23 protein-coding genes are annotated in these 25,582 nt (G+C 69.9%); 11 read left to right on the top strand and 12 right to left on the bottom strand.

Features of this window, described 5'->3' with window-relative positions:
• Positions 1-64: 64 nt before the first annotated feature.
• Both Ari01nite_RS25315 and Ari01nite_RS25320 read left to right on the top strand, forming a co-directional pair.
• A complete protein-coding gene (locus Ari01nite_RS25315; RefSeq protein ID WP_203784650.1) occupies positions 65-673 on the top strand; it encodes a carboxypeptidase regulatory-like domain-containing protein in 609 nt (202 codons plus the stop codon).
• A gap of 152 nt (positions 674-825) precedes the next feature.
• Positions 826-2,322 carry a sodium:solute symporter family protein gene (locus Ari01nite_RS25320; RefSeq protein WP_203784651.1) on the top strand — a complete coding sequence of 499 codons (1,497 nt, stop codon included), beginning with the start codon at positions 826-828 and terminating at the stop codon, positions 2,320-2,322.
• Positions 2,323-2,380: 58 nt separating this feature from the next.
• Here the strand turns inward: Ari01nite_RS25320 and Ari01nite_RS25325 are convergent, their stop codons facing one another.
• The 6 genes from Ari01nite_RS25325 to Ari01nite_RS25350 form a co-directional block, all read right to left on the bottom strand.
• Positions 2,381-2,566 (bottom strand): tautomerase family protein, encoded by a 186-nt coding sequence (locus Ari01nite_RS25325; protein WP_203784652.1) that lies wholly within the window; start codon positions 2,564-2,566, stop codon positions 2,381-2,383.
• Between the two features lie 131 nt (positions 2,567-2,697).
• Positions 2,698-3,462 (bottom strand): IclR family transcriptional regulator, encoded by a 765-nt coding sequence (locus Ari01nite_RS25330; RefSeq protein ID WP_203784653.1) that lies wholly within the window; start codon positions 3,460-3,462, stop codon positions 2,698-2,700.
• A 12-nt stretch (positions 3,463-3,474) separates the two neighbouring features.
• The gene (locus Ari01nite_RS25335) at positions 3,475-4,233 is read right to left on the bottom strand and encodes an SDR family oxidoreductase (RefSeq protein ID WP_275410870.1); all 759 of its coding nucleotides are present in this window, start codon (positions 4,231-4,233) and stop codon (positions 3,475-3,477) included.
• Entirely contained in the window at positions 4,230-5,030 is an 801-nt protein-coding gene (kduI, locus tag Ari01nite_RS25340) for a 5-dehydro-4-deoxy-D-glucuronate isomerase (protein ID WP_203784654.1), read from the bottom strand. The genes Ari01nite_RS25335 and kduI overlap by 4 nt, the downstream gene beginning before the upstream one ends.
• Positions 5,031-5,159: 129 nt before the next feature.
• Positions 5,160-5,807, bottom strand: a complete 648-nt coding sequence (locus Ari01nite_RS25345; RefSeq protein ID WP_203784655.1) for a response regulator — start codon at positions 5,805-5,807, stop codon at positions 5,160-5,162.
• Complete coding sequence (locus Ari01nite_RS25350) at positions 5,795-7,762, bottom strand: sensor histidine kinase (RefSeq protein ID WP_203784656.1); 1,968 nt, start codon at positions 7,760-7,762, stop codon at positions 5,795-5,797. Before Ari01nite_RS25350 ends, Ari01nite_RS25345 begins: the two co-directional genes overlap by 13 nt.
• A gap of 142 nt (positions 7,763-7,904) precedes the next feature.
• Between Ari01nite_RS25350 and Ari01nite_RS25355 the strand changes: the two genes are divergently transcribed.
• The 5 genes from Ari01nite_RS25355 to Ari01nite_RS25375 all read left to right on the top strand — a co-directional run bounded on the left by Ari01nite_RS25355 (position 7,905) and on the right by Ari01nite_RS25375 (position 13,823).
• A complete protein-coding gene (locus Ari01nite_RS25355) occupies positions 7,905-8,594 on the top strand; it encodes a hypothetical protein (RefSeq protein ID WP_203784657.1) in 690 nt (229 codons plus the stop codon).
• Positions 8,595-8,990: 396 nt separating this feature from the next.
• Positions 8,991-10,202: an ABC transporter substrate-binding protein gene (locus Ari01nite_RS25360; RefSeq protein WP_239163007.1), complete on the top strand. Its 1,212-nt coding sequence runs from the start codon at positions 8,991-8,993 to the stop codon at positions 10,200-10,202.
• 44 nt (positions 10,203-10,246) lie between these two features.
• On the top strand, positions 10,247-11,083 hold the full coding sequence (locus Ari01nite_RS25365) for a carbohydrate ABC transporter permease (RefSeq protein WP_239163008.1): 837 nt from the start codon (positions 10,247-10,249) through the stop codon (positions 11,081-11,083).
• Positions 11,080-11,964 carry a carbohydrate ABC transporter permease gene (locus tag Ari01nite_RS25370; protein WP_203784660.1) on the top strand — a complete coding sequence of 295 codons (885 nt, stop codon included), beginning with the start codon at positions 11,080-11,082 and terminating at the stop codon, positions 11,962-11,964. The genes Ari01nite_RS25365 and Ari01nite_RS25370 overlap by 4 nt, the downstream gene beginning before the upstream one ends.
• Positions 11,961-13,823, top strand: coding sequence for a glycoside hydrolase family 127 protein (locus tag Ari01nite_RS25375; RefSeq protein WP_203784661.1), 1,863 nt, complete (start codon positions 11,961-11,963; stop codon positions 13,821-13,823). Before Ari01nite_RS25370 ends, Ari01nite_RS25375 begins: the two co-directional genes overlap by 4 nt.
• Here Ari01nite_RS25375 and Ari01nite_RS25380 read toward each other — a convergent pair.
• Positions 13,807-15,336: a GGDEF domain-containing protein gene (locus Ari01nite_RS25380; RefSeq protein WP_203784662.1), complete on the bottom strand. Its 1,530-nt coding sequence runs from the start codon at positions 15,334-15,336 to the stop codon at positions 13,807-13,809. The genes Ari01nite_RS25375 and Ari01nite_RS25380 overlap by 17 nt on opposite strands.
• Positions 15,337-15,492: 156 nt before the next feature.
• Between Ari01nite_RS25380 and Ari01nite_RS25385 the strand changes: the two genes are divergently transcribed.
• The 3 genes from Ari01nite_RS25385 (at position 15,493) to Ari01nite_RS25395 (ending at position 17,254) form a co-directional block, all read left to right on the top strand.
• Positions 15,493-16,077, top strand: a complete 585-nt coding sequence (locus Ari01nite_RS25385; RefSeq protein WP_203784663.1) for a hypothetical protein — start codon at positions 15,493-15,495, stop codon at positions 16,075-16,077.
• Positions 16,078-16,289: 212 nt separating this feature from the next.
• The gene (locus Ari01nite_RS25390) at positions 16,290-16,673 is read left to right on the top strand and encodes a hypothetical protein (protein ID WP_203784664.1); all 384 of its coding nucleotides are present in this window, start codon (positions 16,290-16,292) and stop codon (positions 16,671-16,673) included.
• Complete coding sequence (locus Ari01nite_RS25395; RefSeq protein ID WP_239163009.1) at positions 16,670-17,254, top strand: SAM-dependent methyltransferase; 585 nt, start codon at positions 16,670-16,672, stop codon at positions 17,252-17,254. Before Ari01nite_RS25390 ends, Ari01nite_RS25395 begins: the two co-directional genes overlap by 4 nt.
• Here the strand turns inward: Ari01nite_RS25395 and Ari01nite_RS25400 are convergent.
• Genes Ari01nite_RS25400 through Ari01nite_RS25415 form a run of 4 tightly spaced genes read right to left on the bottom strand, consistent with a single transcriptional unit; the run spans position 17,251 to position 20,508 of the window.
• Positions 17,251-17,589 (bottom strand): TraR/DksA family transcriptional regulator, encoded by a 339-nt coding sequence (locus tag Ari01nite_RS25400; protein ID WP_203784665.1) that lies wholly within the window; start codon positions 17,587-17,589, stop codon positions 17,251-17,253. The two genes, Ari01nite_RS25395 and Ari01nite_RS25400, sit on opposite strands and share 4 nt — an antisense overlap.
• Positions 17,590-17,598: 9 nt before the next feature.
• Complete coding sequence (locus Ari01nite_RS25405) at positions 17,599-17,763, bottom strand: hypothetical protein (protein WP_203784666.1); 165 nt, start codon at positions 17,761-17,763, stop codon at positions 17,599-17,601.
• Positions 17,760-19,367, bottom strand: coding sequence for a histidine kinase N-terminal 7TM domain-containing diguanylate cyclase (locus Ari01nite_RS25410; RefSeq protein ID WP_307837785.1), 1,608 nt, complete (start codon positions 19,365-19,367; stop codon positions 17,760-17,762). Before Ari01nite_RS25410 ends, Ari01nite_RS25405 begins: the two co-directional genes overlap by 4 nt.
• 37 nt (positions 19,368-19,404) lie before the next feature.
• Positions 19,405-20,508, bottom strand: coding sequence for a LacI family DNA-binding transcriptional regulator (locus Ari01nite_RS25415; protein WP_203784668.1), 1,104 nt, complete (start codon positions 20,506-20,508; stop codon positions 19,405-19,407).
• A gap of 202 nt (positions 20,509-20,710) precedes the next feature.
• Between Ari01nite_RS25415 and Ari01nite_RS25420 the strand changes: the two genes are divergently transcribed.
• The gene (locus Ari01nite_RS25420) at positions 20,711-22,297 is read left to right on the top strand and encodes a methyl-accepting chemotaxis protein (RefSeq protein ID WP_203784669.1); all 1,587 of its coding nucleotides are present in this window, start codon (positions 20,711-20,713) and stop codon (positions 22,295-22,297) included.
• Positions 22,298-22,327: 30 nt separating this feature from the next.
• Here the strand turns inward: Ari01nite_RS25420 and Ari01nite_RS25425 are convergent, their stop codons facing one another.
• The gene (locus tag Ari01nite_RS25425; RefSeq protein WP_203784670.1) at positions 22,328-25,582 is read right to left on the bottom strand and encodes a CARDB domain-containing protein; all 3,255 of its coding nucleotides are present in this window, start codon (positions 25,580-25,582) and stop codon (positions 22,328-22,330) included.

Raw genomic sequence — 25,582 nt, forward strand, 5'->3', positions numbered from 1 at the left:
CGGATTTATCGCTTTTGACGGTCCGGTCAGCGCCGGTGGAGCCGCACGCCTACCGTGATCGTCGATGTCTACGAACCGTTTGCGCGCGCTTGCCGCATCCCTCGCTGTTGCCCTCGTTCTCACTCCGGCGCCCGCTGCCCACGCCGCGGCGGTCGCGACCGGGACCCTCACCGGCACCCTGACCACCGCCAAGGGTGCCCCCGCCGCCGGCGTCTATCTCGAGCTGAAACCGGCCGTCGGCGACGTGTGGATGCTCCCGCAGGCATGGACCGACGAGAACGGTCACTACACGCTCGACCTGCCGCCCGGCCGTTACAAGGTCGGCTTCCACTTCCACGCGACCATGTCCACCCAGTGGGTCCCGCGCGCCACCCGGGACAGCCGCGCCACCTGGTTCACGGTCACCGAGGGCGGGACGACCGTCGTCGACGAGGTGCTCTTCCCGACCGGCGGCATGACGGTCACCCTGGCCGGTCACACGGACTTCTGCGTGGAGGCCATCGGTGACCGGTTCCTCAGCTACGCCTGCACCACCAGCGGCGAGGTGGCGCTGACCGACCTGCCGGTCAACCTGTACATGGTCACCGCACTGGTCGACGAGAACCTGGTCGGCTGGGGCGATGCCGAGGTCACCGAGGACGCCGTCACGCCGCTCGAAATCGTTCCCACCTAGTCGCTTCCGCAGGTCGCCGGCTTCGCCCCAACAGGGGCGGGGCCGGCTTTTTGATGGGCGCCTATTTCCGGTGCGTTCTATGTATTGACATCACGTTTCATGTACCGGAACATCCAAGCAATGCCCGCGTTACATCACCGGAGGGAGGGCACGTGACCACGCTTGACTGGCTGGTACTCGGTGGGTACTTCGTGGTGATGGTCGGTATCGGCCTGTGGTCCAAGGGACGGATCCACAGCGTCGCCGACTTCTTCACCGCGCGAGGCAAGATTCCGTGGTGGCTGTCCGGAATCTCGCATCACATGTCCGGCTACAGCGCCATCATGTTCGTCGCCTTCGCGGCCGTCGCATACAACTACGGGCTCGCCATGTACGTGTGGTGGGCGCTGACCATCGGCCTCGGCGTCGGCATCGGTGCCTTCGTCTGGGCGGCCCGCTGGAACCGCCTGCGGTCCAAGCACGGGGTCGCATCGCCGCTGGAATACCTGGCCCGCCGCTACAACCTGCCCACCCAGCAGGTGCTCGCGTACAGCGGCGCCCTGCTCAAGGTCGTGGACATCGCGGCCAAGTGGGTGGCCATCTCGATCCTGCTGCGTGGCTTCGCCGGTGTCCCGATCGTCTGGGGCATCCTGATCACCGGCGCGGTCACCCTGATCTACATCACGCTCGGCGGGCTCTGGGCCGACGTGCTCACCGACTTCGGCCAGTTCGTGATCCAGGGCGTGGCCGGCGTCGCGATGTTCTTCGCGTTCCTGTCCCACCTCGGTGGCGTCTCGGCACTGTGGACCATGTGGGACGACCTGCCCGCGGGGCGCGGTGATCCGTTCGCCGGGCCGTACACGGTCACCTTCTTCATAGCGCTGCTGTTCATCAAGACGTTCGAGTACAACGGCGGCATGTGGAACCTGGCCCAGCGTTACATGGCGGCCCCGTCCGGCTCGGAGGCCAAGCGGTCCGCGCTGCTCTCCAGTGGCCTGTGGCTGGTCTGGCCGCTGATCCTGTTCCTGCCGATGTTTGCCGCGCCGCTCATCGTTCCCGGCCTGGCCAACCCCGAGCAGGCGTACGTGGAACTCTCCCAGACCCTGCTGCCGCCCGGCATCATCGGCCTGGTCCTGGCCGGTTTCTTCTCGCACACGATGGCGATGGTGTCCTCGGACGCCAACGTGATCTCGTCGGTCGTGACCCGTGACATCGCCCCGGTGCTGGTGCGCAAGGTGCGCGACTTCAGCGAGCGGACGGCGCTGAAGTTCGCGCGGATCACCACGTTCACCTTCGTGCTGATCAGCATGATCATCGCGATCAGCACCGAGGGTCAGGGTGTGGTCCTGAAGATCGTGATCGACCTGGTCGCGGCCACCATGGGCCCGATCTCGATCCCGCTGATGCTCGGCATGCTGCCCTGGTTCCGGCGCAGCGGCCCGCTGGCCGCGATCGTCTCGTGGGCGGCCGGCCTGGGTGTCTGGGTCGTGGTCAAGTGGATCCTGGAGGAGACCAGCCAGACCATGGTGGTCGGCGTGCCGCTGGTGACTTCGCTGATCCTGTACGTGGCGATCGGCCTGCTGAAGCCCGAGCGGACTCCGGACCGCGACGAGTTGATCGACTCGCTCGAGGAGGACCCGGTCGAGACGAAGCCGGTACCGGCTGTCTGACGCATGCGAGGGGCCGGGGAGCATCGCTCTCCGGCCCTCGTCGTGCCCCCGTCGGCTGTTATTTGTCTGACTCGAGGACCCCGCCGTTGGCAACGTCGCTCTTCTCGATCTCGGTGAACACGATCCGGACCGCTTGCTGACGCGCCTTCAGGATGTTGACCGCGGCCTCGGTCACGGCGGCCACGAACTCCCGGCGCTGATCCATGGTGCGCCCGGACAGCAGTTCCACGGTGATGTTGGGCATGGTGGTCCTCTCGTCTCTGACTTGTTGCATGTAATGAGACCACATTCCGCTACATGGAACAAGGTGCGCTTGTTTGAGGCGTGCTGGGGTCAGGCGGCTGGGGTCAGGCGGCTGGGGTCAGGCGGCTGGGGTCAGGTCCTCGCGATGGGGGCGGCGGCGCCCAGGGCGGCGGACACGTCGCGGGCCGCGGCGATCACGTCGGCCGCGTGCTCCTCCAGGCCGGCCATGTCCTGGTCCATCGCGAGCGTCGAGATGGAGATGCCGCCGAGCACCTGCCCGGTGTGGTCGAAGACGGCGGCGCCCACGCAGCGGATGCCCGGCTCGTTCTCCTCGTCGTCGACCGCATAACCCACGGCGCGGACCCGGGCCAGGTGGGTGAGCAGGTCTTCCTCGCTGATCAAGGAGTTCGGCGTGCGCGCGCTGAGGCCGGTGCGCCGGCAGATGGCCAGCACCTCCTCGTCCGGCAGTTCGGCCAGGACCGCCTTGCCGATGGCGGTGGTGTGCAGCCGCACGCTCATCCCGATCCGGGAGGGCATCTGGAACGGCCGGCGGCCCTCCTGCTTGTCGACGTAGACCGCCTCGTCGACGCTGCGGATGGCGAAGTGCGTGGTGTATCCGGTGGTCTCGCGCAGCGCGCGCAGGGCCGCTGACGCCTGCCGGGCCGGGTCGAAGCGGTGCATCACCCGGCCGGCCAGGGTCAGGATGCGTGGCCCCGGCTCGTAGCTGCCCGAGCCGTCGGGGCGGGCGAAGCCCCACAGCACCAGCGCCTGCAGGATCCGGTGCACGGTCGACTTGGAGACGCCGGTCGCCGCCGCGATGTCGGTGACGCGATGGTGCTCGGCGAGTGCTTCCAGCACCGCCAGCGTCTTGTCGATGGAACTGCCTTCCCTAGCCACGAATCGAGCCTACTATCGGGCCAGCCAGCCCCCGTCCACCGCGAGCACGTGGCCGTTGACATAGTCGGATGCGGACGATGCGAGAAAGACGACGGCGCCGGCCACGTCGTCCGGCCGGCCCCACCGCCCGGCCGGTATCCGGGAGCGGATCTCCGCCTCGCGGACCGGGTCGGCGCGCAGGGCCGTGGTGTTGTCGGTGCTGATGTATCCGGGCGCGACCGCGTTGACCTGAACGCCCGCGGCGGCCCACTCACAGGCCAGCGCCTTGGTCAGCCCGGCGACGCCGTGCTTGGCCGCCGTGTATCCGGGCACCTGCACCCCGCCCTGGAACGACAGCATCGAAGCCACCATGACGATCTTCCCGCGCCGCCGCGCCAGCATGCGCGCGCCCACCGTACGGCTCAACAGAAAAACCGCGTCGAGATTGACGTCAAGCACTGATCGCCAGTCACCGAACGAGTGCTCGGCGGCCGGCGCGCGCCGGATGATGCCGGCGTTGTTGACCAGGATGTCGACCTCGGGCAGGCGGGCCACCGCGTCCGGGATGGCGCTGGTGTCGGCCAGGTCGAGAATCCAGCGTGTCGATTCGCGGCCGGCCTTGCGCACCTCGGTCTCGACCTCGTCCAGGTCGTCGGTGCGCCCGTGCAGCACCAGGTCGGCGCCGGCCTGGGCCAGGGCCACCGCGGCGGCCCGGCCGATCCCGCTGCGCGAACCGGTGACCAGGGCGGTCCGGCCGCGCAGCGAGAACATCGACTCCGCGGGGGAGGTCACCGGAGGTCGCCGATCGCCACCGGCTCCACGTCCTCGTACGCCTGATTTTCGCCGCCCATCGCCCAGACGAACGCGTAGCTGCGGGTGCCGAATCCGCAGTGCACCGACCAGCAGGGCGAGATGACGGCCTGATCGCCGGCGACGATGAGGTTGCGGGTCTGGTCGGGCCGGCCCATCAGGTGCACCACCCGGTCGGACTCGGCCAAATCGAAGTAGAAGTAGACCTCGGTCCGGCGCTCGTGGGTGTGGCACGGCATGGTGTTCCACATGCTGCCCGGCTCGAGCACGGTGACGCCGAGGACGAGCTGCGAGCTCTGGATGCCCTTGAGGTGGATGTACTTGTAGATGGTGCGCTCGTTGGAGCCTTCCCGGCCGCCCAGCCGCACCGGTTCGGCGTCGTCCAGCGTCGCCTTGACCGTCGGGAAGCTGGCGTGCGCCGGCGTGGAAACGAGGTAGAACCGCCCGTCGAAGCTGACCCGCCGAGCGCCGCGCCCGACGTAGAGGCATTCCTTACCACCCAGCTCGTACCGCACGTCGTCGACGGTCACCGTGCCCGGCCCGCCGACGTTGACCACGCCGAGCTCGCGGCGCTCGAGGAAGTACTCCGAGCGCAACTCGTCCGGGCACGGCAGCTCGGCCGGCCCGGCCGCCCCGCCGATCACCATGCGGTCCTCGTGCGAGTAGGTGAGCCGCACCTCGCCGGGCACGAACAACTCCTCCACCAGGAACCGTGCCCTGAGCTGCTCGGTGGTCATGCCCGCCGCGTGGTCCGGGGCCGTGGCGTGCCGTACGTCCATAGGGCCTCCCGTCTGGTCCTGCTGTCCCGTTACACGGGACGCGCTATCGCTACATAGAACAGCATAGCGTTCCGGTAGAACAATGGGGTGAACAGCGGCGCTGGCGCGGTCGGTGGTGCCGGCGCCGGCTCAGGTGGGGGAGCGCTCGCCGAGCCAGGCCAGGACGGCGAGGACGCGGCGGTGGTCCTCGTCGGTCTCGGCCAGGCCCAGCTTGGCCAGCACGCTGCCGACGTGGGTCTCGATGGTGCGGTCGGTGAGGCAGAGGCGGCGGGCGATGCCGCGGTTGGTGCGGCCCTCGGCCATCAGCGCGAGAACGTCGCGTTCGCGCAACGTCAGCGCGGCGAGCGGATCGTTGCGGCGCGGGCTGACCAGGCCCGCCACCACCTCGGGGTCGAGCGCCGAGCCGCCGCTCGCGACGCGGCGCAGGGCGTCGAGGAAGTCGTCGACGTCGAAGACGCGGTCCTTGAGCAGATAACCGAAGTAGCCCCGCGCCACCAACGCGATCGAGTGCCGCGTCTCCAGGTGCTGCGACAGCAGCACGATGCCGAGCTGCGGGTCCAGGTCGCGCAGGCGGCGCGCGGCGCGGGCACCGTCGTCGGTGCGGTCCGGCGGCATGCGGATGTCGATGATGGCGAGGTCGGGCCGCTCGGCCAGGACGACCTCGACCAGCGAGGTCGCGTCGGACGCCTTGCCGGCAATCTCGTGCCCGGCATCGGCGAGCAGGCTGGCCAGGCCCTCCCGGAACAGAGCGGAATCCTCCCCGATCACGATGCGCACGGCAGCACCGCCTCGACCACCGTGCCGGCCCCGGTCGGGCTGTGTACCCGCAGCGTCCCGCCGAGCGCCGCCACCCGGTCGGCCATCCCCGACCGCTGGGAGAGCGCCGCCCCGCCGCAGCCGTCGTCGCTGACGCTGATCGTCAACCGGCCATTGGATCTGTTGACCTGCAAGGCGATCCGGTCGGCGGTGGCGTGCTTGACCACGTTGGTGATCGCCTCGCTCACCACGTAGTAGGCCGTCGTCGCCACGTCGTCGGGCAACCGGTCGTCGCAGATGTCGAGTTCCACGGCGATCGGCACGGTGCGGACCAACTCGGTCAGCGCGGCGTCCAGGCCGTCGTCGAGCCGGCCGGGCCGCAGTCCGTAGGCAATCTTGCGAAGCTCGGCCAGCGCCGTGCCGAGCTCGGCCACCCCCTGATCGAGCAGCGCGTTGACGTCGACCGAGCCGTCGCCGAGGTGCCGCTGCGCCAGCCGGAACGCCATGCCCAGCGAGGCGAGCCGCTGCTGCGCGCCGTCGTGCAGGTCGCGTTCGAGCCGCCGGCGTTCGGTGTAGCCCGCCTGCACCAGCCGCGCCCGGCTGGACTCCACCTCGCGCAGCGCCTGCGCCACCTCGAGCCGGAGCCGGATCACCTCGACCAGCGTCGCGGCCGCCCCCGCGATCTGCCGCAGAAGTTCCGGTCGCAGCGCGTCGGACCCGGGCCGGAGCACTCCGATCGTGCGGCCGCCGAGCTCGACCGGGACAGCGCCGGCCGGCTCGACCGGTGCCCCGTCGGCGTCGATGTATCCGGCGGTGCCCGGCACCTGAAAGCCGATCCGCAGATCCGGTTCGCGGAGGGCGAGGCGCAGCCGGCTCTGCAGCTGCTCCGGGCGCGCCTCGCCGCCGCGGGTCTCCCGGCTCAGTGCGTCGATCGCGGCGAGCGCCGCGCGCCGGATCGGGTACAGGCGACGGTCGACGACCCGCTGCAACCTGCTGCGCAACGGCGACAGCGCGATCGCGCAGACCGCGGTGGCGCCCGCGGCGGCGAACTCGGAGCCCCGGCCGAACACCAGGCCACCGACCGCCGACAGCACCGCGTAGGTGCCCACCAGCATCGTGGTGACCAGTCCGTAGGTCACGGTGGCGGCCAGCGCCTTGTCGACGTCGTACAGGTCGTGGCGAAGCATTGCCACCGTCGTCGCCACCGGGACGCCGATCAGTCCGGCGAGACCGACGGCGCCGCTGAACCACAGCGGGCGGCCCCACAGCAGGATCTCGACGAGGCAGAGCAGCGGATAGAGCGGGATCGCGAAGCCGGCCAGCGCCAGCCACTTGATCTGCTGCCGCTGCAGCCGGTCGCTGCGCCGGAACCGGACCAGCAGCGACGCCGCGCACGCCAGCACCAGCGCCAGTTCGAGGACGAACGCCGCCAGGGCGGGCACTTCGAGGACCAGCGGCAGCGGTCCCCACGGACGCGGAATGTCCTGCAGTGGCGCGCGGAACGGGAGGGAGTCGAACGACGCGCCGAGGTGATCGGCCGCCGCAGCCGCGACCAGGGTCGGCGGCACCCACCGCCACCACGGCCCCGGCAACTCGCCGTCGGGGAAGTAGAGCAGAAGCAGGGCGACCGCCACGAAGATCCAGACGGCGCTCTGGTCACCGACCGCGGCGAGCCAGTCGAGCTCGGGGAGGGCCGCGGGACGACGGTCGGCCAGATACCACCAGAAGACGTCGCGGCACGCGTTGACCGCGGTGGTCAGTCCGACCAGGGTGAGCATGAGGCCGACCAGGTTGCCCGGGCGGCGACGCGCGACGATGACGCCGAGCAGGGCCGAGGCCGGCGCCGCGGCCAGGCCGATCGCCAGATTGAGGAAGGCGCCGGCGACCGGCGCCAGCGCGACCAGCACCACGGTGCAGCTCAGCACGGCCCCGGTGAGCAGGGCCGCAGCGAGTGCGAGTCGTGGTTGCCATCTCATGCGGGGCACTCTACGACTGCCCGGCCCGGAGCGGCTCCGTGCCAGCACGGAGGTTTTCCGGGTGCTGTCCACGATGGCAGGCCGGCCACAAATTCCTAGGTTGAAGGCGTCGCACAGAGCCCCGATCGAGGAGGAAACCGAGATGTCCACAGGTATCGCCGCGACCCCTTCCACCACCGTCACCCCGGCCGGCCCCGGCACCGCCCGGGCCACGCTGATCGCCACGCTGCTGTCCCTGGCCTCACTCGCCGTCGCGGTCGTCGTCCTCTGGCAGCCGTGGGGTGAGCGCGACGCCCTCGGCTATGCCGACATCGCGCCGCACCGGGACGCCGCCTGGCTGGGCACCCTCGTCGACGGCCTCGCCTTCGCGGTGGTGGGCGTGACCCTCGGCCTGGCCGTCTGCATCCTGGCGCCGAAACGCGGCTCGACGCCGGCCGCCATCGGCGCCGTGGCGACCGGACTGGGCGGCATCGCGTTCGGCACCGGCATGTTCTCGTTCGGCGCGCTCGCCTGGTTCGCGACCGACACCAGCACGCTGCCGGCGGCGGCCGGGACGGCCCTGATGAGCCGGGTCGAGGGCGCACCCGGTCACCTCATGGCGGTCCAGATGACCGGCTTCCTGCTCTTCACGGTGGGCTCGCTGATCCTGATGGCCGCCCTGTGGCGAGCCCGGTCCGTGCCGCGCTGGCTGCCGGTCGCCTTCCTGGTTCTCACGGTCGCACTGTTCGCCCTGAGCGGCGTCGCCCTCAACGTCGTCGAGGCCGCCCAGTTCCTGCTCCTGCCGGTGATCGGGTTCTACCTGGTGCGCGCGGGCGGCCGAACCGCGACATGACCGCCGGACGGCACCCCCGCGAGCCGGCACGGGCCGGCCGCGGGGGCACCACCCGAGCCTCGGCATCAGTGGTGACTCTGCACAGTGGAGGCACAGTGGAGGCCCAGTGGAGGCCGGGCAACCGGGGAAGTGTGAACCCGAACGGGAAGTTTTACACGAGTTCTCAGCAAAAGTCGGGAGTCACTTCCCGGAGCGAGATGCGCAAACGAATGTACGCAAACGTATGCGGTACTAGTACGGTCCCCGGTACCCGGCTCTCGGGTCGGGATATCTCGACAGGAGGCACGTGGGATGAGGACCCTTCGACGGTGGTCCCTCCTGACGGCCGCGGCCATGATCGGGGCCGCGGGCTGCTCCCAGGGGGCTGAGTCACCGGAATCCACCGCCGGTCAGAACGTGGCGGCCACAACCAGTTGTGCCAGCAGCGGCGAACTCACCATGTGGGAGCGCTCGGGTGGCAACAAGGACATGGTGGACATGCTGGTCGCGGCGTGGAACACCAAGAATCCCGACTGTCAGATCAAACTGACCTACATTCCGCACACCGAGATGGTCGGCAAGATCGCTCAGGGCATCGCCTCGGGTCAGGTTCCCGACCTGCTGGGGATGGACCTGATCTACGCACCGCAGTTCGAGAAGGCCGGCCAGCTGGTCGACCTCACCGAGCGCCTGAACGGCTGGCCCGAACTGGCCACCGCCAGCAAGGGTCACATGACGGTCGCGACGTACGAGAAAAAGCTGTACGGCGTGCCGCTCTACGCCGACGTGTCGGCGCTGTTCTACAACAAGGACCTGTTCACCCGGGCCGGGCTCGACCCGGACAAGCCGCCGACCAGCCTGACCGAGTTGCGGTCGTACGCCGACAAGATCACCGCGTTGGGTGGTGGCGTCAAGGGCTACTACCTGCCGGGCAACTGCGCCGGGTGCAACATCTTCACGGTCGGCCCGCTGATGTGGGCCTCGGACGCCAAGATCGAGGCGGCCGGGCCGGGCGACGAGCCGCTAGTCGGCGACGGCGTCAAGCAGGTGCTCCAGTTCACCCGGGACATGGTCAAGGCCGGCAACGTGCCGGACGGCGCCCGGACCGAGAACGGCGAGACGTTCCACCTGCAGTTCGGGTCCGGCAAGGTCGGGATGATGGGCACCGGCAACTTCAACATCACCCTGGCGCGCCAGCAGAACCCGTCGATGAAGTTCGGTATCTCCCTGCTTCCCGGGGTGGCTCCGAACTCCTCAGCGTCGTTCATCGGGGGCGACCTGGTCGTGGTGCCGAAGGGGAGCAAGCGCGTCAACGACGCGGTGAACTTCATGAAGTTCCTGCTCTCCGACGACGTCCAGGTCGAGGTTTACGCCAAGGCGCTCAACCTGACCACCCGCGCCGACATGGTCGACAACAAGTACTTCCAGGCCGAGCCGCTGGTGCAGGACGTGGCCAAGGCACTCACCGTCGGCCGCACGCCGTACACGCTCACGTTCTTCGAGCAGATCAACTCGCCGCAGGGGCCGTGGCTCAAGATGCTCCAGCGGGCCTACTACTCCGACGACAATCTCGACACCGTCATCGCCGACGCTAAGAAGGCGATGAAAGACATCGCCGCGAAGTCGTAGCCATGCAGCGGACGGGGCGGAATCGGTTGATCGGGTTGGCCTACGTGGCGCCGGCACTCGTGTTCGTGCTGGCGTTCACGGTCTACCCGCTCGGGCAGATGGCCTGGATGTCGCTGCACGACTGGTCACTGATCAGCGAGCCGCGGTTTCTCGGCCTGGACAACTACCGGCAGGCGTTCGGCGATCGGCAGTTCTGGGTGTCCTTCCTGTTCACCCTGAAGTACACGGCGCTGATCACGCCGGTGCTGATCGTCGGCGGATATCTGCTGGCGCTGCTCACCGCCCCGGCCTCGCGGATCCGCGCGGTCACCCGGACCGTGGTGTTCGTGCCCGTGGTGATCGGCCTCGGCGCGTCCAGCCTGCTCTGGTACTGGCTGTTCAGCACGGACTTCGGGGTGATCAACCGGATCCTGCTGGACCTCGGCCTGGTCGACCAGCCGGTGCTCTGGCTCGGGGTCGACGCCAACACGTCGAACTTCGCGATCAGCACCTCGGTGGTCTGGAAGGTGATCGGCTTCGGGATGATCCTGTTCGTCGGGGCCATCCAGGCCGTGCCGACCGAGATCACCGAGGCCAGCCTGGTCGACGGAGCCGGGTACTGGCAGCGGGTCGGCCGGGTGATCCTGCCCCTGACGCTGCGTACGGTCCTGCTGGTCACGTTGATCAGCGTGATCGGATCGCTGCTGGCGTTCGACCAGTTCTACATCATGACCGCCGGGCAGCCGCAGAATGAGACCGCCACCTCGGTGTTCTTCGTCTACCTCAACTCCTTCCCGTACCTGAAACTCGGGTATGGCGCCGCGTTGTCGCTGGTGCTCGCGGTGACCATCCTGGCGTTCACGGTGGTTCAGCTGGTGCTCACCCGGCGGAGCGAGTCGTGACCGCCACGCTGAGCCTGGTGCGGGTCCGTACCGCTGCGATACGGGCCCGTGCCGGGCGCACCGGCTACCTGGTGGCGGCCGGCTGCATCACGATCACCACGGTGATGCTGCTGCCGCTGCTCTACTCGGTGCTGGCCTCGATCAAGCCGACCGCCGAGGCGGCCGCCGCCCCGCCGACCTATCTGCCGCACGGGGTCAGCCTGGACAGCTACCAGCGGCTGTGGGGATACCAGGAGGGCCTGCTCACCTACCTGGGCAACAGCTTCGGCACGGCGGTGCTGACGATCGTCTTCACCCTGGTGCTGACGGTGCCGGCCGGGTACGCGCTGGCCCGGTTCCCGATCCCGGCCAAGGAGCTGATCTTCATCGTGCTCCTGCTCTCGCTGATCGTCCCGTACCAGGCACTGCTGACCCCGATGTTCCTGATGTTCGCCAAGATCGGCCTGACCAACTCGCTGGTCGGGCTGGCCGTCCTGCACACCGCGATCCAGCTGCCGTTCAGCCTCTACCTGTTGCGCAACAGCTTCGCCGCGGTGCCGCGGGAGATCGAGGAGGCCGCGGTCATGGACGGCGCGGCGTCCTTGCAGATCCTGCTTCGGATCTTCATTCCGCCCACGGTGCCGGCGATTGTCACCGTGACCCTGTTCGCCTTCATCACGTCGTGGAACGAGTTCCTCGGCGCGCTGGTGATGATGAGTTCGAGCGCGAAGTTCACGCTGCCGGTGATCCTGGCGACGGCCCGGACCGAGACCAGTCTCGGCGGCACCGACTGGGGCATGCTCCAGGCCGGCGTCACCATCTCGATCATCCCGTGCGTGCTCGTCTACCTGTTGCTTCAGCGGTACTACATGGCCGGCCTGATGAGCGGAGCCGTGAAATGAGCGTCGTAGTAGTACAGCCAACCCGGACCGCGCGGGCCCGCCTGCAGCCGTTCGACGCCCGGCAGGTCGGGCTCGTGGACGGGTTCTGGGCCGACCGGATCCGGATCAACCGGGAACACACCATCCCGCACGGCCTCGACCAGATCCGGAACGCCGGGACCCTGGGCAACCTGCGTCTCGCGGCGGCCGGAGCGGGGGACTACCGTGCCGCCGCCGATTCGGTGGGGGCCACCCTGCCGTTCCTCGACTCCGATGTCTACAAGTGGCTCGAGGCGGTCGGCTGGGAACTCGGCCGGCAGCCCGATCCGGCCCTCGCGGCGGCGGCGGACGGCGTGATCGACGTGGTGGCCGCGGCGCAGCGGCCCGACGGCTATCTCAACAGCTACGTCCAGCTGGGCGGCGGCGTACCGTATCGGGATCTGTCGTGGGGACACGAGCTGTACTGCGTCGCCCACCTGATCCAGGCGGCCGTGGCGTGGCACCGGGCGCTGGCCGACGACCGGCTGCTCGCCGTCGCGGTCCGGGCCACCGACCACCTGCCGCCGGGCATCATGGACGGACATCCCGGCATCGAGATGGCGCTGGTCGAGCTGACCCGGGTGACCGGCGACCGGCGCTACCTGGCGCTGGCGGCGCGCATGATCGAGCAGCGCGGCCGGCGGACGCTGCCCGGCGCCGACCGGTTCGGTGCCACCTACTGGCAGGACCACGAGACGGTGCGCGACGCGGCCTCGGTGGCCGGGCACGCGGTCCGGCAGCTCTACCTGGACTGCGGCGCCGTGGACGTGGCGGTCGAAGCCGGCGACGACCAGTTGCTCACCGCGGTGCGCCGCCGCTGGGACGACCTGATGCGGACGCGCACCTACCTCACCGGCGGCATGGGGAGCCGGCACCGTGACGAGGCGTTCGGTGATCCGTACGAGTTGCCACCCGATCGCGCGTACGCGGAAACCTGCGCGGCCATCGCCAGCGTGATGCTCGCCTGGCGCCTGCTGCTGGCCACCGGCGACGTGACCTACGCCGACACGATCGAGCGCACCATGTTCAACGGGGTGCTGCCCGGCCTCGCGCTCGACGGCCGGCGCTTCTTCTACACCAACCCGCTGCAGCGCCGCACGCACCGCACGCCCGGCGGCGCCGGCGAGCGGCGCCCGTGGTACCCGTGCGCCTGCTGCCCACCCAATCTCATGCGCATGCTCAGTTCGTGGCAGCAATATCTCGCGACTCACGACGAGAGCGGGCTTCAATTGCACCAGTACGCCTCGGCGGAGGTTGATGCGGAACTGCGGGCCGGCCCGGTCCGGGTCCAGATCCGTACCGACTATCCGTGGGACGGCCGGATCCTGGTGCGCCTGCTCCGGACGCCGGCCGAGCCGTGGACGCTGTCGATGCGGGTCCCGCGCTGGTGTCACTCGGCCACGATCACCGGCCCGGACGGCACCGAGACGCTGGGCACCGGCACCGGCACGGTGAAGCGGCACCGGCGGTGGCGGCCCGGCGACGTCGTCGACCTGAGCCTCGACCTGCCGCCCCGGGTCACCGAACCCGACCCGCGGGTGGATGCGGTGCGCGGCTGCGTCGCGGTCGAGCGGGGGCCGCTCGTCTACTGCATCGAGGCGGCCGACGCACCGGAACGCACCGAGATCGAGGAACTGTCCTGGGATCCGCGGCGCGACCTGGCGACGGTGCCGCGGCCCGACCTCGAGGAGTCGCTGGTCGGCATCACCGTGCCGGTGGTGCGGCACCGGCCCGGCGAGTCCGCGGCGGATGGTCTCACCACGGGGGCGATTCCGTACTTCGCCTGGGCCAACCGGACGCTCGGAGGGATGCGCGTATGGATACCTAGATCAACGCCGTAGGCGCGTGGCCGGCCGCTACGGCGTCCACGTAGCGGTTCTTGCCTGCGTTCTTGGCGGCGTACATCGCCTGGTCGGCGCGGTGCAGGAGGTCGTCGACGCCGGTCTGGGCGCCCGGTTCGCTGCAGGCGAGTCCGACGCTGGCGCCGACGGTGACCTGCTCGCCGGCGATGTCGTAGGGCTGGCCGATGGCGCTGACGATCCGGCCGGCCTGGGCGGTGAGCGCTTCGGCCGCCGCGGGGTCGGAGACCAGGATGGCGAACTCGTCGCCGCCTAGCCGGGCAATCGTGTCGGTGGCGCGCACACAGGTGCGCAGCCGGTCGGCGACGGCGACCAGCAGGGCGTCCCCGGCGGCGTGGCCCAGTGTGTCGTTGACCTTCTTGAAGCCGTCGAGGTCGATGTACATCACGGCCGGGAGCGTTGGCGCCGGCGACTGCAGCGCGGCCTGTTCGGTGCGGCTGCGGAACAGCGAACGGTTGGGCAGTCCGGTCAGCGGGTCGTGCGAGGCCAAGCGTTCGAGCTCGGCCTCCCGGCGCCTCAGGTCGCGGACGGCGACGCGCAGGTCGCGGGTCAGCGCCGCGTTGTCCCGCAGCGCCACCAGTTGGCGTACGACGACGAGCACGACGACGACGATCGTCAGCGCGTAGCCGAACGTGCCGATGCCGTCCCGCACGATGTCCACGCAAACACCGGTGATCAGGGCGACAGCCAGCGGCACGTACGGCAGCAGGCTCCACGCCGGCGAGCTGACGGTCTCGGGTCGCCGGCCGGGCTGCCCGGCGCTGCCGCGCGAGTGCAGCGCGCCGGTGCCGATCAGCAGGAAGCCCACGATCCAGCCGTTCATCGCCAGGTTGCCTGCGCTGTAGGCACCGATCTGGGTCATGTACGCGAAGCCGCTCTCGGCCACGGCGACGGCGACCATGCCGCAGCCCACCAGCGCGAACGTGGACCGGCGCCGCGGTTCGGCGCGGGCGAGCAGCACGAACGCCATGCTTGCCATGGCCACGTCACCGAGCGGGGTGGCGAAGACGAAAGCCGTGTACGCGGCCGAGGGCGTGGCGGCCAGGATCGGGCCGAGCACGGTGCACCAGCTGACGAACAGCAGGGAGCCGCTGACGATGAGGCCGTCGAGGACCACCCGGACACCCACGCGTCCGAGACCACCGAGCGCCGCCGCGCCGGCCAGCGACAGCGGCACCATGGCCAGGACCAGGCAGTCCGCGGCGGAGGCGAAGGGCGCCCCGCCGGGCGAGGTGAGTTCGAGCCACAGCCAGAGGGCGTTGCCCGCGGTCGTCGACCCGAGCCCGGCCGCCAGCAGGTGCCAGCCGAGTCGCTCGGTGCCCCGGGCGTGCCGGCCGGCCACGACGCAGGCGACTCCCGCCACCAGCGACGACAGGGTGACGATGCTGCCGTGGCTGAGGATCGTCCAGGCGTCGCCGCCGCGCCACACCTGGTCGACCAGCAGATATGCCGCGACCAGGATCACGCAGAGCACCGGCCATGCCACACGCCTCATGGACCCAGACTCCGCCGGCCCGGGTTCAGCCCGGTTGCCGCGAAGGGGTCGTTTCGCTGCTGATGCGGCATAGATGCCAATTGATATCTGGCCACCCGAGTGCAAAGCTGACCGGGAGCGCTCCCAAAACGAACGGCGACGAGGTGAGAAGCGACCATGATTTCCCGGGCAAGCCTCGCGGGGTGGTACCGCAACCGCTTCGTGTGGGTGGCGGTAATCCTGCTGACCGTGTCGGTCGGCGTCACCGTACTGCTGAACTCGTCCGGCTCTAAGGCCGAGCCGCAGGATCTGCAGACGCAGATCATGAACCAGATGCGGACCACGCTCGAGCAGTCGGACCCGGGCCAGCACAACCACGGCGGCCACACCGCCCAGCAGGCGGCCGCTGGCAAGGACGCGAACCCGGCGGTGATCTGCGGGGTCCGGGTCTACGGCTACGAGCCCGCCACGGTCACCGCGCTCGCCGACGTGCGGACGGTCTACGGGTTCCACCTCTGCGGTGTCGCGCAGCCGAAATACCCGTGGGACGTGGCGGTCAAGCTGGCCGGCCCGGTGATCCTGGACATGTCCAAGAACCCGCCGGGCATCCAGGTGGTCGAGGCGACCGCCACCGTGAAGTACATCGACCGGCTGAAGGAGATGTTCCCGCCCAAGTACGCGGACCTGGCGCAGAAGGAAGCGCTGACCAAGGCGGAAATGGACGACCTGCGCCGCCGCTACGACGCCGCAGCCGACCTCTGACCCGGTAATCCGGCCGGGGCGGCGTACGGCGATCGCGGCGCACCCGGAAATGGGTGCGGGGGACAGCTGACTTCGGCTGGTACTCTACGGCGACTGGCCTCGGCACGAGGGCTCGGTGAACTGAAAATGAACGTTCAGACGGTCGAACGCAAAGCGCTTCTGATTTCTCTGCCGATCGTGGTAGGCGGCTCGATTGTTTCGAACGCGCTCTCATGGGATCCGAAGTGACAAATACCTCTGATCTTTGCTGCTCTCTACATCGTGCTTTCTCTCCTGATGGAGATCCGCGCCGGTCAAAACCCTCCGCTTTTACGCACTACAACGACAGCGACGAGTTCTTCACCTCGTTCAGCCGTCTCGTGCTGTCTGCTGAGCGTCGTGTCTCTACCACCTACATTCGAAAGACGCCGCCATCGAGTTTCCAATCTCCGGCGGCCAAGAAGTATTTTCACGACGCCGCCCAGTGGATGCGGCGCAATCCCGGTGCGGCATTCCATCGGATCATCGGGATTCCGTCGTCGGAGCCCCACCGGGCAGAAATGCTGCGGTGGCTGGCGGGTCATCGGCAAGAAATGCAGGGCGTCACTCGTCGGTGAGTTCCTTCCGGGAGTACTACAGCTCATGGTGGATGTCCGCCGAGCCGCTCGACGCTTTTCTGCGGCGGGTGGCGCCGGAGGGAAAGGATCCTGCGTTCGTCTACGTCGACAACGACCCGCTGGTGCTGACTCACGCCCGGGCTCTGCTCACCAGCCGGCCCGAGGGTGCCACCCGATACCTCGACGCCGACCTGTACGACATGGAGCTGGTTCTCCGGGAGGCTGCCCGCACGCTGGACTTCTCCCAGCCCGTGGCGGTGCTCTTCATGGGCGTACTCGGGCATGTCGCGGAGGATGCCGTCGCGCTCGGCCTGGTCGGCGCGGCGTTGGACGCCGTGGTGTCCGGCAGCTACCTGGCCCTCTACGACGGCACCGACCTCACGCCCGCGGCGGTCGAGTCGGCTCGCATCTGGAACGAGTCGGCCGCGTTGCCCTACCACCTGCGCAGCCCGGCCCGGCTGGCCCGGTTCTTCGACGGGCTGGAACTCGTCGAGCCCGGCCTGGTGACGGTCACCCGGTGGCGGCCGGACGCCGAGGGGCGCGAAATCGATCAGTTCGGGGCCGTCGGTCGTAAGCCCTAGCCCGTCTTCTCCGCGCAAGCCACGCAGCAGCGGGCGAACGGTCTCGCCGCGAGCCGTTCCTCGGCGATCGGGCGGCCGCATCTCTCGCAGATGCCGTAGGTCGCCTCGGCCACCCGGCGCAGCGCGTCGTCGACCTCGGTGATCCGGGCCCGGGCGGCGGACAGCAGGGCGGTCAGCTGGGCGCGTTCGAAGCCGATGGTGGCGCCCTCGGGGTCGTGTTCGTCGTCGGCGTTCGAGTCGCGGGACGCCGCGAACAGCGCCTCCAGGTCGCGGGCCAGGGTGGCCGCCTCGGCCTCGGCGTTCGCGCGCAAGCGCAGCAGCTCGTCGCGGGCCATCTGGGCAGCCTAGCGGCCGGGGAACAGTTTCCAGTCGCCCTCGGCGACGACCTCGGCGGCGCCGCCGGCCACGGCGAGGGCGTTCGAGTCGGCGACCAGCTTGCGCAGCAGGCGGGTCAGCGCCGCGTCGATGCTCGGATTGGTGACGCCGGCGGACGTGAGCAGGAGCTTCACGCGGGCGTCCGGTGGGTCGCGGTCATCGCGCTCTCCTCGACGCGGTTGCGGCCGGACTGTTTGGCGCGGTACAGCGCCTGGTCGGCCGCCTCCAGCACGTATTCGGCATCGCCGTTGCGGCCCGCGGCTACGCCCAGGCTGATCGTCACGGTGAGCGGGCCGGCGTCGGTCGGCACGGGGGTGGCGGCGCAGCGGGCGCGGATCTCTTCGGCGCGGGCCACCGCGCGGGCCGGGTCGGTGTCCGGCAGGACCACCACGAACTCCTCGCCGCCGTAGCGGGCGGCGATCTCGTCGCCGCGGATCGCGCCGGCCAGGATGCCGGCGACGGCTCGGATGGCCTGGTCGCCGGCGCGGTGGCCGTAGGTGTCGTTGACCCGCTTGAAGTGGTCGATGTCGAGGATCAGCAGGCTGGACTGCCGGTCGGCCGGCCACCGGGCCAGCGTGCCGAGCAGGTGGCGGCGGTTGTGCAGGCCGGTGAGCTCGTCCCGGACGGCCTGCTCGGCCAGTTCGGCGCGCAGGCTCTCGATGGTGGCCAGCTGGTGGGTGAGCTTGGCGTTGGCGTCGCGCAGGACGGCGCGCCGGCGGTTGTGCTCGGTGATCTCGCGGGCCACCAGGACCCAGCCGATGCAGGTGCCGTGCTGGTCGTACAGCGAGGTGATCCGGACGTCGAGGTCGATGCCGCTGTCCAGCACGTCGGTGATCTCGACCTGGGTGTCCCGGTCCGGTTCGAAGCCGAGCCGGGCCACCGCCGCGGGCAACGGCTGGCCGCGCGGATTGTCCGGCAGGTCGGTGACGATGCGGCGCAGCAGCAGTTCGGCGGCCGGGTTGAGGTCGACGATGCGCCCGGAACGGCTCACCTCCAGCACGCCGTCGTGCAGGGTGGCCAGCACCTGCTGATGGGTGACCGGGACCAGGTCGGGAAGGGCCTGGTGGGTCAGCGCCCACCAGCACACCGCCGCGGTGGCCAGGAAGAAGATCGGGGTGAGGTCGGTGGTCTGGTTCTTCGGCAGGAAGAACATGCCGAGCAGGTTGCCGCCGATCGGCGGGACCGCCGAGACCAGCGGCCACATGAACTGCCGGCGGTACGCGGCAGGCGCGTGCACCCAGGCGTGCAGCACGAGCAGGATCGCGCAGGCCAGCAATCCGTAGCTGTACATGGTGTGCAGCCAGAACAGCGGTCCGGGCTGCAGCATGAGCAGCGCCGGGTCGCCGACCAGTGTGGCGTCCCGGAAGAACTGGTGGTGCCCGGCGTTGCTCGCCGACAGCGCCACCACCAGGACCGGCTCGATGAGCAGCAGCCCGCGCGTGCGCCGGGACAGCCGCCAGCTGCGGTCGACCATGGCCAGCGAGTGGCAGAAGTAGCCGGCGACGACCGCGCTGACGCCGGGGAAGATGGCCGTGGAGAAGGCCAGCTGGACGTTCCGCTGGTCGCTGAGGCTGCCCACCGCGGTCGCCGTGGACCACCAGGCGACGCCGAGCATGACCACGGTCAGCGCACCGGCCGCCGGGGTGGCCCGCCGGCGCCGAAGCATCACCCGCGCCGACCATAACGATGCGATGGTCGCCGGGAGATAGAGCAACGCGAGCGGCTGCCACTGCACCACGCGCCTCCCATCGGCGGCGGACAGCTGGACTTGAGGCTTACCGGTCGGGCGGGGCGGTGGAGTCGCGGACTATCAGGGGCAACGGGAACGTGGCCAGGCTGGGGCCGCGGGCCTCCGAGGGGTCGCGGGCCAGCGACACCGCCTGGCTCACCGCGTGGCCGACGATCTCGGTGATCGGCATCCGGACCGTGGTCAGCGCGGGCACGGTGTGTGCCGCGATCAGGATGTCGTCGAAGCCGACCACCGACAGCCGGGCCGGCACCGTGACGCCCAGGCGGTGCGCGGCGTGCAGGGCGCCGACGCCGACCAGGTCGGTGGACGCGGCCACCGCGGTCGGCGGGTCGGCCACGCTCATGATGCTGGTCAGCGCGGACTCGCCGCCGTCCAGGGTGCCCTCACAGCGTTGCAGGTAGCCGTCGGGGACGCCGCCGAAGTGGGTGCGCATGAAATGCACGTACGCGTCCTCGCGGATGCGGTAGCCGTTGGGGAGTTCGGCGCTCAGGTAACCGATGCGGCGGTGTCCCAGCGACGCCAGGTGTTCGAGGCCGGCCAGCACGCCGGCCCGGTCGTCCGGGTTCGCGGTGGGGAACTCCAGCGGGCTCAGGCCCTGCCACAGCGCCACCACCGGGACCGTCGAGCGGCGGAGGTCGGCCAGGAGTTCCGGGTATGCCTGCATGTCGCCGAGCAGGACCACGGCGTCGGTGTGCCGGGTCTCGAGCACCGTCGTGAGCGGGGTGCCCTCGTCGAGGCGGCCGTGGACGTGGCCGAGGACCACGTTGTAGCCGTGCGCCATCGACTCGACGATCAGCGTCTCGATGACGCCGGCGTAGAAGAGGTCGCTGAAGTCGCGGACCACGGCGCCGATCAGGTTGGTCGGGGCGCCGCGCAGGCCGCGGGCCAGCGGGTTGGGCCGGTAGCCCAGGTGGCGCGCGGCCTGGATGACCCGTTCGCGGGTGTCCCGGGCGATCGGCACCCGGGTCGGCGCGTTGTTGAGCACGCGGGACACGGTGCTCTGCGAGACGCCGGACGCGGCGGCGATGTCCCGCATGGTGACCGGCACCCGGCCGGTCGGCACCGGCGTCACGACCACAGGGGGGACGCTCGGCGGTTCGGCGCGCGCACCGGGCGCAGAAGTCGGCATCGACGGAAGCCTAACATCCAGCGAACGCCGTGTATGCATACGATTTCATGGCTGGTGGGAAACGCGGGTCGGGTGGGGCCGGCGGCGCCCGGAGCGGCCTGCGGGGACGAAGGAAAAGGACTCACCGGGCCGGTGGGTCACCTAGCGTGAACGTACCCAGAACGGTGAAGACGACGCCGTCGGGACGGGGCGGGGGCGTGCTATGGGGTGGTTCGCTGACCGGCGGGTGATCACGAAGATCCTCACCGCGGTCCTGATCGTGGCGGCACTGGGTGCCGGGGTGGCGTCGTTCGGCGTCCTGGAGATGTCGGTGATCAACCGCAGTACCGAGTCGGTCTACAACGGCAGCCTGCAGTTGCGGACGATCGCCGAGATGCGGAACTCGTTCAACCGGGTCCGGATCGAATCGCTGAACCACTTCTCCTCCGACGACGCGGCGGTCAAGAGGGAGGCCGAGGAGGCGATCACCGCCGAGGCGGCCACGCTGGCGGAGGCCGAGGAGCGGTACCGGACGTTCGAGCTCGGGCCGATCCGGCAGGCCGCGCTGGCCGAGTTCGACACCGCCTGGAGCGCCTACCTCGAGGTGCTCGACGACAAGTTGCTGCCGCTGAGCCGGGAGGGGAACCGGCGGCGGGTCGCGGCGGTGCGCAAGGCCGAGATCGACCCGCTGGTCCGGGCCGCCCGGGAGGCGATGGACACGGTGACCGCGCGCACCGTCGACGTGGCCCAGGAGCAGAAGGACGCCGCCTCCGGCACCTACCGCCAGGCCCGTACGCTCGTGATCATCGCGATTGTGTCCGGTGTGCTGATCGGGATCGTGGTGGCGGTGGCGATCGCGCGGCTGATCACCGGGCCGCTGTCGAAGTGCGTCGAGGTGCTCACCCGGATCCGGGACGGTGACCTGACGGTGCGCACCGGCCTGACCGGGCGCGACGAGGTCGGCGTACTCGCTCAGGCCTTGGACACGTCGACCGCGTCGATGGCCGGCATGGTCAAGCAGGTGGGCGACAACGCGCATCATGTGGCCGCGGCTTCGGAGGAGCTGACCGCGGTCTCCACCGAGATGTCGTCCGCGGCCGAGGAGACCTCGGCGCAGGCGGGCACCGTGTCGGACGCGGCCGGCGAGGTGTCGCGGCACGTGCAGACCGTCGCCGCGGGGGCCGAGCAGATGGGCACGTCGATCCGCGAGATCGCGGACAGCGCCACCGAGGCCGCGATGGTCTCCGGGCAGGCGGCCGAGACCGCGGTGCGCACCAACGCGATCGTCCGGAAGCTGGGCGAGTCGTCGAACGAGATCAGCAGCGTGGTGCAGACGATCACGTCGATCGCCGAGCAGACCAACCTGCTGGCGCTGAACGCCACGATCGAGGCGGCCCGGGCCGGGGAACTGGGCAAGGGGTTCGCGGTGGTGGCGTCCGAGGTCAAGGACCTGGCGCAGGAGACCGCGCGGGCCACCGAGGACATCTCGCAGCGGATCGGCGCCATCCAGCAGGAGACCGGCCAGGCGGTGGCGGCGATCGGGGAGATCACCGCGGTCACCGCGCGGATCAACGACCACACCTCGACGATCGCCGCCGCGGTGGAGGAGCAGACCGCCACGACCAGCGAGATGGCCCGCAGCGTCAACGAGGCGGCGACCAGCGCGGACAGCATCGCCGGCAACATCTCCGGGGTGGCCGAGGCGGCCGGCGCCACCGCGACCGGTGCCACCGAGACCTCGGCCACCGCGCAGGAACTGGCCCAGATGGCGGTGCAGCTACGGCAGATGATCGCGGCCTACCGGGTGTGAGTGGGCCCGCCCGGAGGCGGGCCCACGCCGTCAACGGATGACGAACTGGGAACCCGGCTGGATGACGATGTTGCCGTCCGCCGAGTTGGTGATGGTGACATTGGTGAGGGTGGCGTTACCGCGGGCGCCGGCCATGGCCAGGATGCCGGCGCCGTTGTTCGATTTGTCGATGCGCACGTTGGTGACGGCGACGTTCGGCATGTTGCCGCCGCCGGTCTTGAACTGGATGCCGTCGTACGTGGAATCGATGATCTCGGTGTCCCGGATCGTGACGCCGGTGATGTCCTTCGACGCCGGGAACAGCGTGATCGCGCCGAACTCCTGGTCCTCGTTCCAGAAGACGCCACCGGCCCGGTGCAGGCCGTTGTTCGCGATCAGGGTGGTGCCCGAGAACGGCAGCGGGTCGTGGTCGGTGGCCAGCATGATGCCGGGGTAGTTCATGGTGTCGGCGATCAGGTTGTTCTCGATCGTGTTGCCGGAGCCGCCGTAGATCGCGACGCCGTTGGCCCGCCAGGGCAGTTGGACCGTGTTGTTGACGAACCGGTTGTTGGACGCCACGTCCACCGAGGTGTCGCGGACCCGCGGATTGGCCCAGACCGCCAGCGAGTCGTCGCCGGTGGTGCGGAACGACGAGTTGAACACCCGGGAGTTGCGGGTGCCGTTGCTGAAGTTGATGCCGTCCGCGTACGTGTTCCGGATGCGCATCCCGGAGAACTCGATGTTGTTGCCGGGGTTCCAGTACGCCGGGGTGTCCGAGTAGTCCCGGCCGACCCAGGCGCCCACGTTGACGTGCTCGATCCAGACGTTGCTGATCTTGGTGTCGGCGCCGAGCCGGCCGTTGATGGCGTGCCCGCGGTTGGCCCGGTTGGTGGTCATGCCGAAGATCGCCAGGTCGGAGATCTGGGTGTTGTCGTCGATGTCGAAGCCGACGTTGCCCTCGTGCGGGTGGTTGATGCCGCCGGTTGCGTTCTGCGGCTCGGTCTCGGTGTAGAGCTGCGAGTGCCACATGCCGGCGCCGCGGATGACCACGTTCCGGATGCCCTTCTGGTTCCACTGCCCCCGGTTCGGGTCCGGCGAGAGGATCTTCTTCTCCTGCCGCCACTGACCGGCCGGGATCCAGACGCAGCCGATCACGCCGTTCTCGTCGTCGGTGACCGCCCGCTGGATGGCGGCCGAGTCGTCGGCACCGTCGTTAGGCACGGCGCCGTAGTTCGTGATCGAGACGCACCCGGCCGGCTGGGCCGCAGCGGGCGCGACCTGCTCCAACTCGACCAGGTCGATGATGTAGTAGGAGGCGTTGTCCGCGGCGTCGCGCTGCAGCTTGAACCGGGTGCCCGCCGGATACGACTGGGTGAGCAGCGCGTTCGACTCGTCGAACAGCCGCCGGGCGTCCACCGACGGGGTGTTGGACAGCGACTCGGTGTCGTCCGAGGTGCCGTAGAGCCATGAGTTGCGCGACGACAGGGTCAGCTTCCGCACGAACTGGTCGTTGGCGTAGAGGCTGATGGTGGCGGTGAGGCCGCCGCCGCCTGGGGCGTCCGGGATGGCGTTGCGGACCACGATCGAGTTGGCCTGGTTGACCGAGGTGAATTCGACGAACTGGCCGGTGCCGGTGAGCCGCACCGACTTGCGGCCGGACGACTCGGTGCCGAAATTCGTGTGCCCGAACGTGCGCAGCGGGTCGGCCTCGACCAGGGTGCCCTGATAGCGGGCGGCTTCCGCCTCGTACGAGACGTACGGGACGGCCGCGCCCCGGCCGACGACGATCGCGTGCGTACGGGAATTGTTGCTCTCATTGGTCTCCGCCACCACATTGGTCGCGTCGGCGGTGGCCGTCACGGTGGCACCGCCGCTGGTGGCGGTCCAGGTACCCAACGAGACGGTGACGGTGGCGCCGGCCGCGACCGTGCCGGTGTTCGCGTTCAGCGTGGTGCCGCCCGCCACCACCCGGGTGACGCTGGCCGCGGCGGTGCTGGTGCCCCGGTTGTGGACCGCCACCGAGAACGTCACGGCCGCACCCACCGCCGGGCTGGCCGGGGTCGAACCGACGCTGAGCACCTGCAGGTCAGGTCCCGGTGCCTGGCTCACGACCAGCGGCGACGGCGCGGTGAAGGTGTTGCCGGTGACCACCGCCGAGACCGGGTAGCTGCCCTGCGCGCGGCGGCCGGCGTCGACCGTGACCGTGGTCGAGGCGCCGGCGGCGAGCGCTGCCACATTCGCACTGCCTGCCGCGGTGCCGCCGAGGCGTACCTCCACGGTTGTTGCCGCCGATGCCAGCGTGCCGGCATTACGCACGGTGGCCGAGACGGAGATCGCGGTGGCCTCGTCCGGCGCGGCCGGTGCCCAGGTCAGCGCGGTGACCCGCAGGTCCGCGGCCGGTGCCCAGGAGCCGAGCACCTGGATCTCGGCGACCTGAGCGCCGGGTGCGCCGGTGTTGGCGGAGAACTGGAGTTGCAGGTCGGCGACCCGGCCGGTGACCGGGATGGTGACCGTGTTCTGGCCGCTGAACGCATAGTCGGCACGCGCCCGCAGCGAGGTGTAGGACGAGCCGCCCACGGGCCGGCCGAGCACCTGGATCGCCTGGCTGCGCGGGCCCCACGCCGGATCCGGATTGAGCCGGACGACCACCGAGGTGACGTCGGCGTCCGCGCCGAGGCGGGTGGTCAGGGTGGCCGGGAAGCCGTTCGACTCCCAGTAGGTCGCGACGTTGTTGTCGTTGGCGTTGGCCGCCACGAAGCCGAAGACCGACGAGGACGCCTCCATGGCCTTGCCGGCGGCGAGGTTGGTGCCGGCCGGGGGAGTACCGGCCACGCCGTAGACCTCCAGCTCCGAAAGTTGAGCGGCTGGCCACCCGGTATTTGCGGTGATGTGCACCCGGATGTACCGGAAATTTCCGGCGGAGAAATCGATCGTCACGGTGTCGCCGAAGACCCGGCCGGCCGAACCGGCGAGCACGGCAAAGCCTGCGTTGTCGGTGCTGCCCTGCACGCTCAGCGTCTGCGTCCGGGACTCCCAGGACGGTGGCAGCTTGAGCTTGACCTGATCGACGGCCACGCTGCCGCCCAGGTCGACCTGCACCCACTGCGGGAACGCCGGGCTCTCCCAGTACGAACCGGCATTGCCGTCGGTCACGTTCGCCGCGACGTAGGAGCCGTTCGCTCCGCTCGCCGTCGCGCTCTTGCCCAGTGCCAGGTTGGGGCCGCCGGCCGCCTGCGCGGCGCTGCCCGGGACGACGAGTGCGACGGCGGCCAGCCCGGCCGCCAGCGCGCATCTGAGGAGTTTCAT

Origin of the sequence: Paractinoplanes rishiriensis (genome assembly GCF_016862375.1) — a bacterium.
Taxonomy (GTDB): Bacteria; Actinomycetota; Actinomycetes; order Mycobacteriales; family Micromonosporaceae; genus Actinoplanes; species Actinoplanes rishiriensis.

Excerpts from the sequence above, each read along its gene's own strand:
- Ari01nite_RS25415 (WP_203784668.1), bottom strand. The coding sequence starts at position 20,508 with ATGCCGACTTCTGCGCCCGGTGCGCGCGCCGAACCGCCGAGCGTCCCC.
- Ari01nite_RS25390 (WP_203784664.1), top strand. The coding sequence starts at position 16,290 with ATGGGATCCGAAGTGACAAATACCTCTGATCTTTGCTGCTCTCTACAT.
- Ari01nite_RS25385 (WP_203784663.1), top strand. The coding sequence starts at position 15,493 with ATGATTTCCCGGGCAAGCCTCGCGGGGTGGTACCGCAACCGCTTCGTG.
- Ari01nite_RS25380 (WP_203784662.1), bottom strand. The coding sequence starts at position 15,336 with ATGAGGCGTGTGGCATGGCCGGTGCTCTGCGTGATCCTGGTCGCGGCA.
- Ari01nite_RS25375 (WP_203784661.1), top strand. The coding sequence starts at position 11,961 with ATGAGCGTCGTAGTAGTACAGCCAACCCGGACCGCGCGGGCCCGCCTG.
- kduI (WP_203784654.1), bottom strand. The coding sequence starts at position 5,030 with ATGGACGTACGGCACGCCACGGCCCCGGACCACGCGGCGGGCATGACC.
- Ari01nite_RS25400 (WP_203784665.1), bottom strand. The coding sequence starts at position 17,589 with ATGGCCCGCGACGAGCTGCTGCGCTTGCGCGCGAACGCCGAGGCCGAG.
- Ari01nite_RS25350 (WP_203784656.1), bottom strand. The coding sequence starts at position 7,762 with ATGAGATGGCAACCACGACTCGCACTCGCTGCGGCCCTGCTCACCGGG.
- Ari01nite_RS25325 (WP_203784652.1), bottom strand. The coding sequence starts at position 2,566 with ATGCCCAACATCACCGTGGAACTGCTGTCCGGGCGCACCATGGATCAG.
- Ari01nite_RS25425 (WP_203784670.1), bottom strand. The coding sequence starts at position 25,582 with ATGAAACTCCTCAGATGCGCGCTGGCGGCCGGGCTGGCCGCCGTCGCA.
- Ari01nite_RS25355 (WP_203784657.1), top strand. The coding sequence starts at position 7,905 with ATGTCCACAGGTATCGCCGCGACCCCTTCCACCACCGTCACCCCGGCC.
- Ari01nite_RS25315 (WP_203784650.1), top strand. The coding sequence starts at position 65 with ATGTCTACGAACCGTTTGCGCGCGCTTGCCGCATCCCTCGCTGTTGCC.
- Ari01nite_RS25420 (WP_203784669.1), top strand. The coding sequence starts at position 20,711 with ATGGGGTGGTTCGCTGACCGGCGGGTGATCACGAAGATCCTCACCGCG.